This is a genomic window from Rhodoferax sp. GW822-FHT02A01, assembly GCF_038784515.1.
Taxonomy (GTDB): domain Bacteria; phylum Pseudomonadota; class Gammaproteobacteria; order Burkholderiales; family Burkholderiaceae_C; genus Allorhodoferax.
The window spans coordinates 2,479,882-2,497,806 of the sequence record NZ_CP152376.1 but is presented as its reverse complement, the minus strand read 5'-3'; the positions used below and the strand labels follow the sequence as shown (position 1 = coordinate 2,497,806).

The following is a 17,925-nucleotide window of genomic DNA, read 5'->3' as shown; positions in this document are numbered from 1 at the left end:
CCCTAGACTTCTACCAGGTCCGTGCAGTACGAGCGGATCAGCGCCAGCAGCTCGTCTTCCGCATACGGTTTGCCCAGGCAGTGGTCCACGCCCAGCTCCACGGCATGGTCGCGGTGCTTTTGCGCAATGCGCGATGTGATCATGATCACCGGCAGGTCCCGCAGCGACTCATCCGCACGGATGTTGCGCACCAGCTCGAAACCGTCCATGCGCGGCATCTCGATATCGGACAGCACCACGGCGGGTTTCTCTTCACGCAGCACTTCCAGCGCGTGCAGGCCGTCGTTGGCCAGTGCCACGCGGAAGCCCTCGCGCTTGAGCAAGCGCTGGGTCACACGGCGCACGGTGATGGAGTCGTCCACCACCAGTATCAAGGGCGCGAGTGCTTCACCTGCATGGATGGCAACCGGTGTTGGCGCGCCATCCACCGGCGCAGCCCGTGCGGCAGCAGACAGGGCATTGGCCTGCGCGCCGTAGACCGTGGCCAGAGCCACCGGGTTGTAGATCAGCACCACCGCGCCCGATGCCAGCATGGACATGCCGGCCAGGCCGGGCAGTTGGGCCAATTGCGGCCCCAGGTTCTTGACCACCACTTCGCGGTTGCCCAGCACCTCGTCCACATGCAGGGCCAGACGCTGGCCGGCGCTGCGGAAGATGGCCACCGGCAGGTTGCGTGCCTGCGGATCGGTGCTGCGCCCGGAACCCTGCAGCAAGGCTCCGCCCCAGAAGAACGGTATGGGCTGGCCATTCCAGCTGTAGCTGCCTTGCTGGTAGGCGGCATCCACCTCGGACAGCGGCACGCGCAGCACTGTCTCCATCAGATTGGCTGGTACGCCAATGGTGAAGTCTCCCAGGCGCAGCAGCACCACTTGCGTGACCGCAGTTGTGAGCGGCAATATCAGCCGGAACGTAGTGCCCTTGCCGGTCTCGGTCTGCGTCTCCACACGACCGCCCAATGCGTTGAGTTCAGTCAACACCACGTCCATGCCAATGCCGCGCCCGGACAGCTCAGTGACCTGGGCTGCGGTGGAGAAGCCGGGCGCAAACAGCAGCTTGGCCGCTTCCTGGTCGCTGAGCTGCGCGTCCGCTGCAATCAAGCCATTCTCGACGGCCTTGGCGCGAATCTTGTCCAGATGCAGGCCACCGCCGTCATCGGCGAATTCCACCGTGACATCGTTGCCCTCCTGATGCACCCGGATATGGATATTGCCCATGGACTCCTTGCCCGCCAGATGGCGCGCCTCGGCACTCTCGATGCCATGCGCCACCGCATTGCGCAGGATGTGCTCAAAGGCTGGCGTCATGCGGTCCAGAATGCCGCGGTCCATTTCGATGTTGCCACCGGCAATGTCGAGCTTGACCTGCTTGCCGGTTTCCTTGGCGGCCTGGCGCACCACGCCATACAACCGTTCGGAGATGCCCTCGAATTCGACCATGCGCGTGCGCAGCACGTCACGCTGCAGTTCGCGTGCCTGGCGCCCCTGGGCCATCAAGTCGTCTTCGGCGCCTTCCACGGCGCGCTGCATATTGCGCTGCACGGTGGCCACGTCGTTGACCGACTCGGCCATCATGCGCGTGAGTTCCTGAACGCGGGTGAAGCGATCGAACTCCAGCGGGTCAAAGCCCTTGCTGTCGTCCGTGGTCAGGGCCAGGCGCGACTGCATCTGCGATTCGGCCTGCACTTCCACATCGCGCAGCTGCTGGCGCAAACGGTCCAGGTTGCTGGTGAGTTCGGTCAGTGCGCTGCGCATCTGCACGATGCGGCTGTCCAGCCGCGAGCGGCTGATCATGACTTCACCCGCCTGATTCACCAGCCGGTCCAGCAACTGGGCGCGCACCCGCACCGACTGCACCGGCAGGCTGCGCGGTGTGGCACGCGTGACCTGCTCCACCGGCACTGCGGGCCCGCTGACAGAAGGTGCCACCACCTGTGGCTCCGGCGCCAGGGGATCAAGCAATGCACCGATCGCTGGCGGCGGCGCCTTGCTGACGTCTTCGCGGGGGGCCAGATCCAGCGCATCGAGCGTGTTTTGCAAGCGGTCCAGGCGACCCAGCAAAGGCTCCAGCAGACTGGTCTGCAAATCGTCGGTGCCCAGCGCCTCCACATCCGATTCCATGCGGTGCGCCATTTCACCCAGACGCAGTGCGCCAGCCAGACGCGCGCTGCCCTTGAGGGTATGCAGCACGCGCAGCGCTTCGGCGCGCGCACTCAGGTTTTCAGGGCGTGCCACCCATTGGCGCAGCGCTGTACCCAAGGCCGGCAGCAGCTCGGCGGCTTCTTCCTGGAAGATGGGGAACAGATCGGCGTCCAGGTGGTCCTGTGCGTCGATGCCGGGCTCCAGCGACGCGTCCTGCACTACTGGCTCAGCCACTTGGGGTGCGGGCGCTTCGGCTTCGGCTTCGACCGCAATCTGCGGCTCCAGCGGAGAGGCCCGCGTTTCAATCATTTCCTGCGAATCGAAATCGTCCGAATCGGCGAATTCCTCCGCAATCAACGTCGCATCGAATTCGGTGGCCAGGATGTCCTGCAGCTCTTTCAGAACGGCCTCGTCCGCGGTCTTGAGGAAGCCGGCGGCAAACTGGTGCAGCAAGCGGCGAATGTCCTCGGCGGCTTCGTTGAATACCCTGGCGTATTCCTCATTGCCCTGGTCGTGCAGGCGCACATGCTCCAGCGCGTGTTCCAGCGTTCTCGCCACTTCCGCCAACGCGGTGAACCCCACCGTGGCCGAACTGCCGCCCAGTGAATGGGCCAGCATCACGGCCGTCTGCGGCAGGGGTTTGTGCAGCTCCAGCGACCATTCATTGAGCTCGGTGATCAGTCGACGTGACCATTCGTCGGCTTCATTCAGATACACGTTGTAGAGCGGAATGCTCAGGCGCAAATCGCCAATCACCTTGGTCTGCTCGTCTTCGGCATGCGCCATGGTGGGCTCGGCGTGGACCACCGGTTCATCGATCACCGGTTCCGGGACCAACTGCTCGGCCACCACGGCCTCTTGTACTGCGGGCTCCGGTGCCACAGGCGCCGGTGGCACGGGCTCGGGCTCGACTTGTTCGAACTGCTCGGGGAAGTCCAGATCAAAGGTCGCGGGTTCCGGCTCGGGCTCGGACTCGGGCGCTGGCGCTTGCACGTGCGCAACAGGTTCTGGTGCGCTGGGCTGGCTGACGTCAAAGTCGAAATTACCCAGATCAAAATCATCCGGACTCACCGAGTCAACGGCATCCTGTGGCAGCGGCGTGGATGCCGGAGTTTCGAACATCTGCGTGCTGGCGAAGTCCAGCTCCGGCGGCAGCTGTCTTTCTTCATGACCGGGATGCAGCGGATCATCAAACACCGCCGTTGCCGCAAATTCGGGCCGGGCAATGCCCAGTTCGACATCCGGCAAGAGGGAGTCGATCTCTTCACCCGAGCGGGTGTGCATGAATTCGGACTCGGCGGCTTCGGACTGTTCTTCCAGCGGCGCCAACGGATCTTGCGCGAAGGCCGGCTCCGGCGCCAAGGGCTCCTGAGACACCGGCTCGGGTTCGGGCTCCACCCAACCGGGGACCTTCAGCGGTACCAGCGCACCGTCCAGACGCAGCGCGTCTGCGGCGGCACGGAACGCCGCGGCACTCCATGGTGCGTCGGCCTTGTTCGCGATGTCATCAATCCAGCGGCCAAACGCAGCCACAGCCTGGGTCGACAGAGTCAACAGGTCCTGGCTGGCTGGCTTCTGCTCGGCCAGCCAGGCATTGAGCAATTGCTCGAACGCCCACGCGGCCTCACCGAACTCATTCAGGCGCACCATGCGCGAACTGCCCTTGAGCGTGTGGAAGGCGCGTCGCACCGTGGTCTGGTCGGCCAGATTGGCGGGGTCGGACATGAGTTGCTGCAAGGCTGCCTCGCCATTGGCGACCACCTCGCGCGCCTCCTCCAGAAAGATCTCGCGCAACTCTTCGTCGTCGTCCTCTTCCTGCGCCACGGGCTGCACAGGCACTGCGGGCGCTGCTTCGACCAGCGTTGCCGACTCCGATGCGGGCGGCGTCTCTGCCACGGCAACAGGCGCCGCTTCAGGCACCACCGTGCGTTCCCGCCCCATCAATGGTCTGAGTTCACCCGCCTCTTCGTCGTAGACAAAGAGTTTTTTGGCCATGGCCCGCTGGTAGCTCAACATGTCGATGAGCAGCCCCATCGCGCCCAGGCTGTTGCCCAGTTTCTCGAACAGACCGGTACGTGCTGCGGCGATGTCCACATCGCCAATGAGCAAGCGGTCCACGCTGGCACGCATGCGCAACGCAGCCAGGGCCGGCTGATCCAGCCCCAGGACGGAGAACACGCCGCGCATTTGTGCCAGGCGGCTGGGCACGTCGCGCAGAGGCGCCAGGTCCAGCGGGTTGCGGAAGAACTGGTCCAGCCCGGTTTCGACTTCGCCCAGCGAAGTGCGCAATTCATCGACCACGCTGCCCATGGTCTGGCGGTCGCTCACGCGGCGGTAGAGCTCCTCCATCCAGGCTTCCAGCGGCTCGGGCTCTGCGCCCTCGCGCACGGCTTGCAGGCGCTGGGCCAGGCGGTTGCTGCGCTCCACCATCTGGTCGTCGGTCGGGTCCAGGTCTTCGTAGGCAGCCTCCAGGTACAGCACCGAGGTCGCCACTTCCATGGCGACTTCCGGAGAAGGTGCCGCGCCCGATCGGGCTGTGGCTTCCATGACGCTGGTGAGTGTCTGGGCCAGCGCGCGGTTTTGTGGATGCAGCTTGAGGATGGAATCCGCCACCGCACCAAACTGTTCTGCCGCTGCGGCAAGACGGCTGGTGTCACCACCGGCCAACGCGGACCAGGTTTCTGCGGCTGTGGCAATGCGCTTGCGCGCCAGTGCCAATTGCGCCGGGTCGAAACGCCCGAACTGGGCCAACTCGTAATCAACCGCCACACTGTCTGACAGGCCATAGGCCGCGCGTATCGCAACCAGTGCGCCCGACTCCAGCGACTCCGCCGGTTGAGCCTGGGCACAGAAGAACACCAGATCCTGCGCCAGGCGTTCGGAGGGAGTGGACTCCCCCTTGGCCAGCGTGGCGTATTGCTGCAGGATGCGTGACGCTGTGCGCTTGGTGTAAATGTCAGCGGGCAGCAGGGTGTGGCCCATGGCCTCGAAATAGGCCGCCGCAATCATCCAGAAACTGTGAGACTCCAGCGCCTTCTGGCCCGCGGCCAGCGCGGTGCAGACCTGCGCCATCTTGAGCGCGGCGGGCGCATCCGCCGCCTTCACGATCTTCAGCACCGCCTGGTCCATCAGCGCACGCACTTCGGGCGCGTAATGCAAAGGCCGTTGCGTGGGGTCCTGCGGTATGGGCAGCCAGCGCCATTCGTTGGCCCAGAGGTCGGCCGGGTGGATGCGCTCGGCACCGGCCAGTTCCATCACGGCGCGGTACTGCGGGAACAGCGCGACGCTGGAAGCCGTCTTTCCCTTGAGCACACCCTCCAGGAATTCGGTCAGGGCAAAGCTGGCACGCTCGATCCGCAGGGCCGCGTCGTCACTGCACTGCTCCGGGTGCTGCACAAACTTCTGCACCGCAGACTCCATGGCATGCAGCAGCTTGGCGGGTGCGGCCATGCCCACCATCTCCAGTGCACCCACAGCCTGGTGCAACTGCTGGCGCGCCACGCGCAGGTGGCTGGCATCGAGCTCGCCCAGGCCCGAACCACGCGCCAGTTCGGCATCACGCACAAAACGGTGCATGGCCTTGGTAGCGCCGTCCAGTGACTTGCGCAGCTCATCCAGAACCCACGCCAGTGGGCCCAGATCGTTCAACACCGGATCGCCGGATGCTGCAGTAGAAGTCGATGACATGGGATGGGTCTCCGTGACTTGCAAGCGTCAGACAATCTTGAAGCGCGACACCGACTGGCGCAACTCTTCTGCCATGCGCGAGAGCTCGCGCACCTGACCCGCCGTCACCCGCGTACCGTCGCCGGTCTGCTCGGTCACGGCAAAAATATGCTGGATGTTTTCGGCCACTTCATTGGCCAGACCCGCTTCACGCGAAGCGGAGTTGGATATCTGCTCGATCAGGTCGGCCACACGGCGCGACACGCGGTCGATTTCGGTCAGCGCGGTACCGGCGTTGTCCGACAGCTTGGCGCCCTCTACCACGCCTTGGGTGGAGCGCTCCATGGCGCCTATGGCATCCTGGGTGTCGGTCTGAATGGCCTTGACCAGTGCAGAGATCTGGCGCGTCGCATCGGCGGAGCGCTCGGCCAGCCGCTGCACTTCTTCTGCCACCACCGCAAAGCCGCGTCCGGCATCCCCCGCCGATGCGGCCTGGATGGCGGCATTGAGTGCCAGCACATTGGTCTGCTCGGTAATGTCGGAGATCAGTTCGGTGATCTCGCCAATCTCCTGGGACGACTCGCCCAAACGCTTGATGCGCTTGGACGTGTCCTGGATCTGGTCGCGGATGGAGTTCATGCCGCCTATGGCGTTCTGCACTGCGGTCAGACCCGACTCGGCTGCCAGCAACGACTGGCGCGCCACGCGCGCCGACTCCTGCGCCTGGGCCGACACATCGTTGATGCGTCCGGCCATTTCCAGCACGCTCTGGCCGGTGGCGTGGATTTCGTGGAGCTGTTCCTTGGACGCTGCCAGCAACTCGGTGGACGTGGCATCCACTTCCGCAGTGGTCTGTGCCACCTGCGCCGCCGTGTTCTGCACATTGGCAACCAGGGAGCGCAACTCTTCCACGGTGTAGTTGACGGAGTCGGCAATGGCGCCGGTGATGTCTTCGGTGACGGTGGCTTCCTGGGTCAGATCGCCTTCGGCCACGGTCTGCAGCTCATTCATCAGGCGCAGGATGGCAGCCTGGTTGGCGTCATTGACGCGCTTGGCTTCCTGCTCGTGCTGCTCGGCCTGGCGGCGTTGGGCTTCTGCTTCCATCTGGCGTTTGCGGCTGTCATGCCGTTGCACCACGGATAGCCCAGCCGCCGCCAGCGCGGCCACCACCGCAGCCAGCACCAGCAACACGATGACGCCCGCGCCCACGCTGGCATGTGATGCCAAACGATCCTGCACCTGCTCCAGGGCACGTCGCATCGGCTCGCTGTCGGTCACCAGACTGCGTTGGGCCTCCCGTGCGGCACCCAGCACCGGCAGGTTGCCAAGCACTGCAGCGCCCTGCGCACTGAGTTCTTCAAACTGTTTGAGTACCGACTCCGCAGCGTCGTGCGTGGTGCCGTCCTTGGCCGTGTTCAGAAGGGTCTGCGCCAGTTCCTTGAAAGTGGCCATGTCTTTCTGCAACTGGCCGGACGCACCGGGCGTCACGGTTTCCGTCACCAGCAACTCGTTGGAGAGCTTGTCGATGCGCTGGGACAGCATGCCCAGCTGTCCGGCTGCGGCAATCTCCGATGCCGGAGCGCCCAACTGCACCTTGAGGCTGGCCATACCTTGCGCCGACTCCAGCAGTTTGGCTGCCTGGGTGTGGATCAGGGGTAGCGCCAGCGCGACCTGGGTCAGGGGCTTTTGTGCTTGCAGGACTGCCTGGGCCGATTTTTCAGCCCGGTCCACCAGGGGCAAAACGGCATCGAGCTCGGGTGCACTGCCGGCATCGTGCAAGGCGCGCGCCGTGCGCACGAAAGCTTCGGCACTCTCGCTGACATCGGCCACGGCCTGGGCATTGCCCGCCAGCGCCTGGGTGGCTGCCTTGGCCAGCCGCTGCGATTGCATCAGAGCCTGCCCGGTACTGCCCAACTGCAGAGCCGTCTTGTCCGCCTGTTGCAGCACAAAGGTAGTCACACCGACCAGCAGCAACAGGGACGCACCCAGCGCAAGCCCAAGAAGGCGCAGCTGCTGTGCAATGGGCCGCGCACCCAGCAGGGGCAAAGCCACCAGATCGGGATTCGGCGCAACCGGCTTGCCCGGTGTGGGCGCGGGGGCTGCCACCCGAGGCGCCTCGGGCGGGAATTCCTGTATGGTTTCAGGAGAGTCGCCGTCGGGCCCATCGTCCGGCATAGCCAGGCTCAGACGGGATTCCCTTTCGGCTTCCGGTGCCTTCTTGGCAAAGAGGTTCTTGATTTGGTCAGTGACGGACATGGTGGGCACCTCTAGATCCCGATGTGCAGAAAGGGCGGAAATTGGGCCAACGCCTGCAGGTTCAATTCCTGCCAACGCTGTCCCTCGGCATCGAGAAAACAGTTGCCAAAAAACGGGGGCTCTCCCGCCACTGGCGCAGAAATGGAGGCATAGGCGTCGTTGCCACGCAAGCCCGCCAGACTGTCCACACGCAACGCGCAATTCACTTCCAGCGTGGCATTCAGCGTGACAACACTGGCGTCCTGTCGGGACGGGGCGGGAACCACCGCCGGCCCCTGATTGGCCGCGACAAAGGCTGCCAGATCCACCAAACCATAGAGATTGCCGCGCACATTGAGTACGCCCTCAAACCAGGCTCGCGTATAAGGGACACGCTGCACCGGTGGCAGCGGCACGATTTCGCCAGCCTGCCCCAAAGGCAGAAGGTAGTTGTGGCCGCCGGCACGCACCGCCAGCCAGGCCACCGACATGCCCTCGGTCTGTGCTGCCTGCAAGCGTTTGGCCAGTCGTGCCTGAAGTTCCCGGAGTGCTTCGCGCGTGGCCATCGACGGGGTCAGCCCAATGCCTTGATTTTTGCGAACAGTTCGACGGAGTCCACCGGCTTGGTGATGTAGTCGCGCGCGCCCTGTCGCATACCCCAAACGCGGTCGGTCTCCAAGCCTTTGCTGGTACACATGATGATGGGAATGCCGGTGAACTCAGGGGAACGACTGATGGAGCGCGTGAGCTGAAAGCCGTTCTGTCCCGGCATCACCACGTCCATGAGAATCAGGTCCGGCCTGTCCTCTGCCAGCCGCGCAAACGCCTCGGTGGCATTCTCGGCCGAGCGCACCACATAACCGTTGCGCTGCAACAGGTCGGTCATGAACATGGTCTCGGTCTTGGAGTCGTCGACGATCAATACTTTCTGGATGGCCATCAGGCAACTCCCTGCACGGCAGCACCAAACTGCTGCACGGCCTGCAGCAACTGCTCTTTGGAAAAGGGTTTGGTCAGGTAGTCCTGGGCGCCGGCCATACGACCGCGCGCCTTGTCGAAGACGCCATCCTTGGAAGACAGCATGACCACCGGAACGCCGGAAAACTTGGCATTGCGCTTGATGATGGCGCAGGTCTGGTAACCATCCAGGCGCGGCATCAGGATGTCGCAAAAAATCAGATCTGGCTGGTAATCATTGACCTTGGAGAGGGCATCAAATCCGTCTTCTGCCAACAGGACCTCATGACCGCCCTGCTTGAGAAAAATTTCCGCACTGCGCCGTATGGTGTTGCTATCGTCCACCACCAGCACTTTCAATGCCGTATCTTGGGTACTCACAAGGCCTCACTCCTCTCCTGATCACACTGTGCCACCCGACTGTTTTGCGGGTCAGGGCACACCGCGCTAAATCTGAACCAGTTCGAAATCTTCCTTGCGGGCACCGCACTCGGGGCAGACCCAGTTCATGGGCACGTCAGCCCATCGTGTTCCGGGGGGGATTCCATGTTCCGGGGCACCCAAGGCCTCGTCATAAATCCAACCGCAAATCAGACACATCCAAGTTTTAGTTTCGGTCACAGCTTATAGGGCCTTCGAATAGAATGCAACGATTGTATAGAGGCAACAGACGCACAAAACGCCACTGTCCGCGCTAACCCTGCCATTCTGCCTGATGGCAATCTCAAGGACAGGTACACACATGACCGCATCCCCCATTCCCGAACCCGAAGCTGGTGAACGCGATGACGGACCTTCCGCATGCGTAATGGTCTTCAATGCCAGCGACCCCAGTGGTGCAGCCGGACTCACTGCCGACCTGATGGCCATTGCATCGGTCGGGGCACATGCCTTGCCCATCATGACTGGCGCCTATGTACGCGACACCTCCGAGGTGTTTGACCACTTTGCACTGGATGACGAGGCCGTGACCGAGCAAGCTCGCGTGATTCTGGAAGACATTCCGGTGCAGGCGATCAAGGTTGGCTTCGTCGGCAGCCCCGAAAACCTCAGCGCGATTGCCGAACTGGCTTCCGACTATGCCGAGGTTCCTCTGCTGACCTACATGCCCGACCTGTCGTGGTGGCGTGAAGACCAGATTGACATGTATCAGGACGCCTGCAGCGAACTTCTGCTGCCGCAGACCACCGTGTTGGTGGGAAACCACAGCACCCTCTCGCGCTGGCTGCTGCCCGACTGGAGCGCCGATCGCGGCCCCAGTGCACGTGACATTGCCCGCGCCGCCAACGAGTTTGGTGTGGCCTATACGCTGGTCACCGGCATTCCGTTGCCGGACCAGTTCATCGAAAACGCCTTGTGCTCGCCCACCACCACCTTGTGCTCACACAAGTTTGAGCGCTTTGAGGCGGTCTTCACCGGCGCTGGCGAGACCCTCTCGGCTGCCGTGACGGCCCTGATCGCCAGCGAAACCGAATTGACCGAGGCCGTGGCCGAGGCCCTGAGCTACCTGGACCGCTGCCTGGACAGCGGCTTTAGGCCCGGCATGGGCAACGTCATTCCCGACCGTCTGTTCTGGGCTCAGCCCGATGAAGACGAAGAAGAGGACGCCCAGGAGTCCAGCTTTGAAATTTCGCCCAACGACACCCGCCACTGAAGACCCAACCGATATGACAGACCGCAACCAATCCCTGTTCGACCGCGCCCGCAAGGTCATCCCCGGCGGCGTGAACTCGCCCGTACGCGCATTCAAAGCCGTTGGTGGCACACCGCGCTTTGTGAAGCGTGCGCAAGGCGCCTACTTCTGGGATGCCAACGACAAGAAGTACATCGACTACATCGGCTCCTGGGGCCCAATGATTCTGGGCCACGGCCACCCTGCCGTGCTGGAAGCCGTGCAAAAGGCCGCCGTCGAAGGTTTCTCCTTCGGCGCACCGACCGAGCGTGAAGTGGAACTGGCAGAAGCCATCCTGGCGCGTGTGCCCAGCATGGAGATGGTGCGCCTAGTCAGCTCCGGTACCGAGGCGGGCATGAGCGCCATCCGCGTCGCCCGTGGTGCCACGGGCCGCAGCAAGCTCATCAAGTTCGAAGGCTGCTACCACGGCCATGCCGATGCCCTGCTGGTCAAGGCCGGTTCGGGCCTGGCCACTTTTGGCAACCCCACCAGCGCTGGCGTTCCGCCCGAAGTGGTGCAGCACACGCTGGTGCTGGAGTACAACAACCTGCAGCAACTGGAAGAAGCCTTTGCCCTGCACGGCAAGGAACTGGCCTGCCTGATCATCGAGCCGATTGCCGGCAACATGAACTTTGTGCGCGCTTCCGTGCCCTTCATGAAGCGCTGCCGTGAGCTGTGCACGCAATATGGCGCGCTACTGATTCTGGATGAGGTGATGACCGGCTTGCGCGTGGCCTTTGGCAGCGCACAAAGCGTGTATGCCCGCGACATCCCCGGCTTTGAACCCGATATGACGGTACTGGGCAAAGTGATTGGCGGCGGCATGCCCTTGGCGGCCTTTGGTGGCAAGCGCGCCCTGATGGAGCAACTCGCCCCCCTGGGCCCGGTGTACCAGGCAGGTACGCTGTCGGGCAATCCGGTAGCCACGGCCTGCGGTCTGGCCACCCTGGCCGAGATCGGCAAACCCGGCTTCTACGAAGACCTGAGCCGCAAGACCCAATCGCTGATCAGCGGCCTGACTACTGCGGCCACCAAAGCAGGAGTCCCGTTCTGCGGCGACAGCGAAGGCGGCATGTTCGGCTTCTTCCTGTTCCCCGAGCTGCCGCAGAACTATGCCAAGGTGATGACCACCGACAACGCACGGTTCAACACCCTGTTCCACGGTCTGCTGAACCGTGGGGTGTACATCGCCCCCGCCCTGTACGAAGCTGGCTTCATGAGCGCGGCCCACACCGATGCCGACATCGCGGAAACCGTGCAGGCGGCCAGCGAGATATTTGCCAGCTTCTGAAGCATAAGGAGCATCACATATGGCTTGTGCAATCGCCCGGTTTGCAGCGCTTTGCGGCGCAATCGTTTTCCTGGCCGCAAGCCTTATCCCATCCGCTGCGGCGCAAGAGCCCGAATGGGGTGTTGGAGCCTACATTGGCAAGTACTACGACACCGAGCCAGCTGGTGCGTTGACCGGCCGCGCAGGTTTTGAAGACCACTACCTGCTGGCACTCACGGGTAGCAAGACCCTTTGGCGAGCAGACACACTGCCCCTGACGCTGGAACTGGATGGCATGGTGGGCTGGCAGGAAGGCAAGGCATCACTGAGTGAAATTGCCCTAGCCCCGGCCTTGCGCTGGAGTGGACTGTCCTTGGGCGACTCCCTGCGCATTGACTTGCGCGCCGCTCCACTTGGCATCAGCTACACCAGCAGCGTCAGCCCCCTGGAGCGTGGCCGCAACGGACAAGGCAGCCAGACCTTGAACTGGCTGTTCCTGGAGGCTACGTTCTATCGACCCTCCGACAAAAATAACGAGCTCTTTGTGCGCCTGCACCACCGTTGCGCCATCTACGACGTGCTCAATGACTACGGCGCCAATGGCGAGGACTTCCTGAGCCTGGGCTTCAGGCGACGGTTTTGAGCGTTCGCCGCGCATGGACCTGACCCTGCCCACGCCGGCCTATCTGTTGGGCGGACTGCTGTTCGGGATTTACGGTTATGTCGCCTTCCGCCGTGGCAGAAAAGTCCAGAGCAACCCGCTCAAGTGGACCGGCGTGACCCTGATGCTCTACCCCTACGCCGTCACCCAAACCTGGATGCTGTGGGCGATTGGTGCGGCTCTGTGTGCCGTGGTCTACGCCAAGTGGGAGTGACCGCCTAAAGGGGCTGGTGGTCACTGGACCTTTTGACCGCTACAAAAGGGGTACTGGGCAGGCGATGCGCTTGCGATACAACCTGGGGCCCGTCGTTCACCAAAGCGCAAACCCATGCACCCGCTGTTCAATCTCCAAAGCCAGGTCGCCCTCATCACCGGAGCCGGAAGCCCGGACGGGATCGGCTTTGCCTGCGCCAACTTGTTGGCGGAAATGGGCGCACAGGTAGCCATCGCTGCAACCGGCCCGCGCATACACGACCGCGCCAGGACCCTTCAGGCAAAAGGCCGGCAGGCAAGGGGTTACTCGGCGGACCTGACAGACCGGGTTGCCACCGCCGAACTGGTTGTCCAGGTGGAACGCGACTTTGGACGCATTGATCTGCTGGTCAACAATGCTGGCATGTCCAAGGAAGGATCGCCCGAGGTCTTTCAACTGTTTGATGCCATGGACGACCACGAGTGGGACGTGTCCATCGCCAGAAATCTGACCACGGGCTACAACGTGACCAGGCGCGTCATACCGGGCATGCTGAAGCGCCGCTATGGCCGCATCGTCAATATCGCGTCCACTACAGGCACCATGGGCAGCAATCCGGGGGAAGCGGCATACAGCGCAGCCAAGGCCGCCATGGTTGGCATGAGCATGGGCATTGCATTGGAAGTTGCCGCCCAAGGTATCACGATCAACACGGTGGCACCCGGATGGGTTGCCACTGCCTCCCAGACGGAGACGGAACGCAAGGCGTCCATGCACACCCCCATGGGGCGGGCGGCCACGCCTGCGGAAATTGCGGCCATGGTCGCCTTTCTCGTGAGCCCGGGCGCCAGCTACATCACCGGTCAGCTGATGGTCGTCGATGGGGGCAACCACTTGCAGGAAAACAGAGCGGCATAGCTGCAAACGCCCTTATGTCTGCCGAAACTGAATTTGACTGGCGCACCATTGCTGCGTTGAACGCAGTGTCCACCCTGGCGCAGATAGGCCAGTTTGGCATTGCTTTTGTGGTGTTGCCCGTGTGGCTTGCCGAACATGGATTGGACGCCGCCCATCTGGGCATGTTCGCGGCCTCCCTGTGGCTTGGCCAACTGCCCGGCCTGGCCATTGCGCCCTGGCTTTGCAAACGCTTGGGGCCTATGTGGGTCATCGTGCTGGGCTTGGCTTGCACGGTGTGTGCGCTACCGTGGATGGCGTTTTCGGTATGGCCGTATTGGATGGCAGGGGGAATGCTTTGCGGTTTCGGCTTGGGGCTGCGCTGGATTGGCGTGGAACCCTGGCTGTACCGCATCGCGCCCGCCGAAGCGCGTGGGCGCCTGGTCGGATTTCATGAAACGCTGATTGCGCTGGCCCCCATCGTGGCCCCGATGCTGGCCAGCTACCTGGGCCTGCAAGGCAACGCTGTTTTCTGGATCGGGAGCGCTTTTACATTGGCCGCAATCGTGCCCCTGGCGTTTGCCAGCGCTGCACCCAAGGAGTTGCAACACCACCCCGTTGAAAAGACACCCGCACAGGCCACCGCAGCACTGCGCGATACCGTGTTCCGCCAGGGCTTGGTCATCGCACTGCTGGGCGGCATGCTGGAAGCCGCCGTGTCCGGACTGTTTGCTCCGTTTACCCAGGGGCGTGGATTGGATGTGGGACAAACCGCAGACCTGTTGGCCGTTTTCGGCCTGGGCGGCCTGCTCATGCAGTACGGCGTGGGTTGGCTGGCCGACCACCGCGGAGTGGGCTTTGCAGCGATAGCCTCTGCGGCGGGCATTGCCGTGGTCAGTGTTGCGCTGCTACTGCCGTTGAACTACCCGATGATCGTGATTGCGGTGTTCCTGTTGGGCGGCTTTATCACGGCCTTGCTGACCTTGGCACTCATTGCCAGCACGCTGGCATCGTCGGGCAACATCGCCAAAAATGTGAGTGCGATTTCCATGCTGTACACGGTCAGCGCGGTTGCCGGGCCCTTGATGGCAGGCGCCGCCATGAAGTCCACGCACAGCGATGCATTGATGTGGTTTGCAGCTACTGCGGCCTTGATCATGGCCGGCCTTTTGGTAAGAACCTCCAGCCCTGCCCCGTAGCGCAAACGCTGCGGTCCGCTCTGATCCAACCGGACCAGAGCGGACGGGGCAAGCCCGTCGACCTTAGTGGCGGAAGTGGCGGATGCCGCTGTAGACCATGGCCACGCCGCGCTCGTTGGCGGCTGCGATCACTTCATCATCGCGCATGGAGCCACCGGGCTGGATGACGCAGGTAGCTCCCGCATCCACCACCACGTCCAGACCATCGCGGAAGGGGAAGAAGGCATCGCTGGCCACCACGGTGCCATTCAGCGACAGACCGGCATGCTCGGCCTTGATGCTGGCAATGCGGGCCGAGTCCAGACGGCTCATCTGGCCGGCGCCCACGCCCATGGTCATGCCGCCCTTGCAGAAGACGATGGCATTGCTCTTGACGTACTGCGCCACCTTCCAGGCGAACAACAGGTCTTGCAGTTCTTCCGGCGTTGGTTGCTTGACGGTGACCACCTTGAGGTCCGCCAGGGTGAGCTGATGGTTGTCAGCCGTCTGCAGCAACAGGCCCGAGCCGATGCGCTTGGCATCCATCAGATTGCGTCCCTGCTCCCAGGCGGTGTTGCCGCCCTTGGGCAAGTCGATCTGCAGCACGCGCACATTGGCCTTGGCCGCGAACACGGCCAGCGCTTCGGGGGTGTAGGCCGGGGCCATCAGCACTTCCACGAACTGCTTGGAGATTTCCTTGGCGCCGGCTTCGTCTAGCGGCGTGTTGAGGGCAATGATGCCGCCGAAGGCCGAAGTGGGATCGGTCTTGAAAGCCTTGCTGTAGGCTTCCAGCGCATTGGCGCCCACCGCCACACCGCAAGGGTTGGCGTGCTTGACGATGACGCAGGCCGGGGTATCAAAGCTCTTGACGCATTCCCAGGCGGCATCGGCATCAGCGATGTTGTTGTAGCTCAGCTCCTTGCCCTGGAGTTGCTTGGCCGTCACCAGCGAACCGGGCGCCGGATAGAGGTCGCGGTACAGGGCTGCCTGCTGGTGCGAGTTCTCGCCATAGCGCAGGTCCTGCAGCTTCACGAAGCGACCATTGCTCTGGCCAGGGAACTGGGCCAGCGCGGGTGCTTGACCAGCGGGCACGCCGTCACCGAACTGCACCGAAGACAAGTAGTCGCTGATGGCACCGTCGTATTGGCTGATGCGGTTGAACGCCGCCACGCTGAGCGCGAACTTGGTCTTCTCGCTGACCTTGCCGGAGGCCTTGAGTTCGGCAATCACGGTGGCGTACTGCGACGCATCGGTCAGCACCGCCACGTCCTTCCAGTTCTTGGCCGCACTGCGCACCATGGCCGGGCCGCCGATGTCGATGTTCTCGATGGCGTCTTCCAGGGTGCAACCGGGCTTGGCCACCGTGGCTTCGAAGGGGTACAGGTTAACTACCAGCACGTCAATGGTGTCGATCTGGTGTTCGGCCAGGGCGGCCATGTGTTCGGGCAGATCGCGGCGTGCCAGCAAGCCGCCATGCACACGTGGGTGCAGGGTCTTGACGCGGCCGTCCAGCATTTCCGGGAAGCCGGTCATCTGTGCCACTTCGGTAACGGGCAGGCCGTTGTCGGCCAGCAGCTTGGCGGTGCCGCCAGTGGAGAGCAACTTGATGCCTTGCGCATGCAGTGCCTGCGCGAGTTCGAGGATGCCGGTCTTGTCAGAGACAGAAAGCAGAGCGTTCATGGTTTTACTTCAGTAGTTTGTGTTCGAGGAGTTTCTTGCGCAGGGTGTTGCGATTCAGGCCCAGCCACTCGGCCGCCTTGGACTGGTTGTGGTCGGCATGCGCCATCACCACTTCCAGTAGGGGTTTTTCGACGATGCGCACCATCATGTCGTGCAGGCCATCGGGCTCGGTACCACGCAGATCGCGGAAATAGACTTCCAGACTGCTGCGAACAGTCTCTTCAATTTGCTTCTTGCTCATGCTGTCTCTTGTCTCAGGTTTTCTTCGTCGTTCTCTGCCGCGATTCCCGCTGCGGGAATGCGATCCATCTGCGCGTTCAGTTGGTCCATGAAGCGCTCCACCGCTTGCACCTGTTGCTGGCATGCGTCCAGCGTATTGATGTGCGCCCGGAAGGCCTCCCCTCCGGGCAGCGCACGCACATACCAGCCGATGTGCTTGCGTGCGGAACGCACGCCGATGAATTCACCATACAGGTTGTAGTGGTCATGCAGATGTTCCACCAACAGGCGTTTGACCTCGCTGACCAGCGGAGGTGCCAGATGTTCCCCTGTCTTCAGGTAATGCGAAATTTCACGGAATATCCAGGGGCGGCCTTGCGCTGCGCGACCGATCATCACGGCGTCAGCACCGGTCCTGGCAAGCACGTCACGGGCCCGCTCGGGTGAGTCGATATCGCCGTTGGCCACCACTGGTATGCGCAGTGCGGCCTTGACGGCGGCCACCGTGTCGTATTCGGCCTGCCCCTTGTAGCCCTGTTCGCGCGTGCGCCCATGCACGGCCACCATCTGCACGCCTGCGCTCTCGGCAGCGCGCGCAATCACCAGTGCATTTTTGTGGCTTTGGCACCAGCCGGTGCGCATCTTCAGTGTGACCGGCACATTGCGCGAGGCACAGGCATTGACCACGGCTTCGACGATTTCAATAGCCAGGGCCTCGTCCTGCATCAGCGCGGAACCGGCCCATTTGTTGCACACCTTCTTGGCCGGGCAGCCCATGTTGATATCGATGATCTGCGCGCCGCGATCGATGTTGTAGAGCGCGGCCTCGGCCATCATGGGGGCATCGGTGCCGGCAATCTGCACGGCGATGGGGCCGGGCTCGCCTTCGTGATTGGCACGTCTGGAGGTCTTGAGGGTATTCCACAGGTCCTTGCGCGACGTCACCATCTCGCTGACCGCATAGCCCGCCCCCAGGCGCTTGCACAACTGACGGAAGGGCCGGTCGGTCACCCCCGCCATGGGTGCCACCATGAGCGGATTAGCCAATGCAAACGGACCAATATGCATATTGTTGTGAAGAAGACGGAGGTGGGGGTGGGTAGCGTTTGCGAAAGGCCTGACAGCATTCTACCTGCTCAAAATTTCAGCAATTGAAATTTTT

Annotated in this window: 15 protein-coding genes; 6 read left to right on the top strand and 9 right to left on the bottom strand. The window is 62.9% G+C overall.

Annotated features, from left to right (window positions below; genetic code table 11):
- Positions 1-2 precede the first annotated feature (2 nt).
- From AAGF34_RS11710 to AAGF34_RS11685, 6 genes are all read right to left on the bottom strand, one after another.
- Positions 3-5,825 carry an Hpt domain-containing protein gene (locus tag AAGF34_RS11710; protein ID WP_342620775.1) on the bottom strand — a complete coding sequence of 1,941 codons (5,823 nt, stop codon included), beginning with the start codon at positions 5,823-5,825 and terminating at the stop codon, positions 3-5.
- A gap of 27 nt (positions 5,826-5,852) precedes the next feature.
- Complete coding sequence (locus AAGF34_RS11705) at positions 5,853-8,060, bottom strand: methyl-accepting chemotaxis protein (RefSeq protein WP_342620774.1); 2,208 nt, start codon at positions 8,058-8,060, stop codon at positions 5,853-5,855.
- 11 nt (positions 8,061-8,071) lie between these two features.
- A complete protein-coding gene (locus AAGF34_RS11700; protein ID WP_342620773.1) occupies positions 8,072-8,605 on the bottom strand; it encodes a chemotaxis protein CheW in 534 nt (177 codons plus the stop codon).
- 8 nt (positions 8,606-8,613) lie between these two features.
- Entirely contained in the window at positions 8,614-8,979 is a 366-nt protein-coding gene (locus AAGF34_RS11695) for a response regulator (protein WP_342620772.1), read from the bottom strand.
- The gene (locus AAGF34_RS11690) at positions 8,979-9,377 is read right to left on the bottom strand and encodes a response regulator (RefSeq protein ID WP_342620771.1); all 399 of its coding nucleotides are present in this window, start codon (positions 9,375-9,377) and stop codon (positions 8,979-8,981) included. Before AAGF34_RS11690 ends, AAGF34_RS11695 begins: the two co-directional genes overlap by 1 nt.
- A 66-nt stretch (positions 9,378-9,443) precedes the next feature.
- Entirely contained in the window at positions 9,444-9,596 is a 153-nt protein-coding gene (locus AAGF34_RS11685) for a rubredoxin (RefSeq protein ID WP_342621084.1), read from the bottom strand.
- A gap of 142 nt (positions 9,597-9,738) precedes the next feature.
- On the opposite strand from AAGF34_RS11685, the gene AAGF34_RS11680 reads away from it, so the two are divergent.
- The 6 genes from AAGF34_RS11680 (at position 9,739) to AAGF34_RS11655 (ending at position 14,885) form a co-directional block, all read left to right on the top strand.
- Entirely contained in the window at positions 9,739-10,650 is a 912-nt protein-coding gene (locus AAGF34_RS11680) for a bifunctional hydroxymethylpyrimidine kinase/phosphomethylpyrimidine kinase (protein WP_342620770.1), read from the top strand.
- A gap of 13 nt (positions 10,651-10,663) precedes the next feature.
- Positions 10,664-11,959, top strand: coding sequence for a glutamate-1-semialdehyde 2,1-aminomutase (gene hemL / locus AAGF34_RS11675; RefSeq protein WP_342620769.1), 1,296 nt, complete (start codon positions 10,664-10,666; stop codon positions 11,957-11,959).
- A gap of 19 nt (positions 11,960-11,978) precedes the next feature.
- The gene (locus AAGF34_RS11670; protein WP_342620768.1) at positions 11,979-12,581 is read left to right on the top strand and encodes a hypothetical protein; all 603 of its coding nucleotides are present in this window, start codon (positions 11,979-11,981) and stop codon (positions 12,579-12,581) included.
- A gap of 13 nt (positions 12,582-12,594) precedes the next feature.
- Positions 12,595-12,813 (top strand): hypothetical protein, encoded by a 219-nt coding sequence (locus AAGF34_RS11665; protein ID WP_342620767.1) that lies wholly within the window; start codon positions 12,595-12,597, stop codon positions 12,811-12,813.
- Positions 12,814-12,927: 114 nt separating this feature from the next.
- A complete protein-coding gene (locus AAGF34_RS11660) occupies positions 12,928-13,710 on the top strand; it encodes an SDR family NAD(P)-dependent oxidoreductase (RefSeq protein WP_342620766.1) in 783 nt (260 codons plus the stop codon).
- 14 nt (positions 13,711-13,724) lie between these two features.
- Positions 13,725-14,885 (top strand): MFS transporter, encoded by a 1,161-nt coding sequence (locus AAGF34_RS11655; RefSeq protein WP_342620765.1) that lies wholly within the window; start codon positions 13,725-13,727, stop codon positions 14,883-14,885.
- Positions 14,886-14,948: 63 nt separating this feature from the next.
- Here the strand turns inward: AAGF34_RS11655 and purH are convergent, their stop codons facing one another.
- From purH to dusB, 3 genes are read right to left on the bottom strand one after another with little or no spacing between them, the layout of a single operon-like run.
- Entirely contained in the window at positions 14,949-16,544 is a 1,596-nt protein-coding gene (gene purH, locus AAGF34_RS11650) for a bifunctional phosphoribosylaminoimidazolecarboxamide formyltransferase/IMP cyclohydrolase (RefSeq protein ID WP_342620764.1), read from the bottom strand.
- Positions 16,545-16,548: 4 nt separating this feature from the next.
- Complete coding sequence (locus AAGF34_RS11645; protein WP_342620763.1) at positions 16,549-16,785, bottom strand: helix-turn-helix domain-containing protein; 237 nt, start codon at positions 16,783-16,785, stop codon at positions 16,549-16,551.
- Complete coding sequence (gene dusB / locus AAGF34_RS11640) at positions 16,782-17,831, bottom strand: tRNA dihydrouridine synthase DusB (protein ID WP_342620762.1); 1,050 nt, start codon at positions 17,829-17,831, stop codon at positions 16,782-16,784. The genes AAGF34_RS11645 and dusB overlap by 4 nt, the downstream gene beginning before the upstream one ends.
- Positions 17,832-17,925 lie beyond the last annotated feature (94 nt).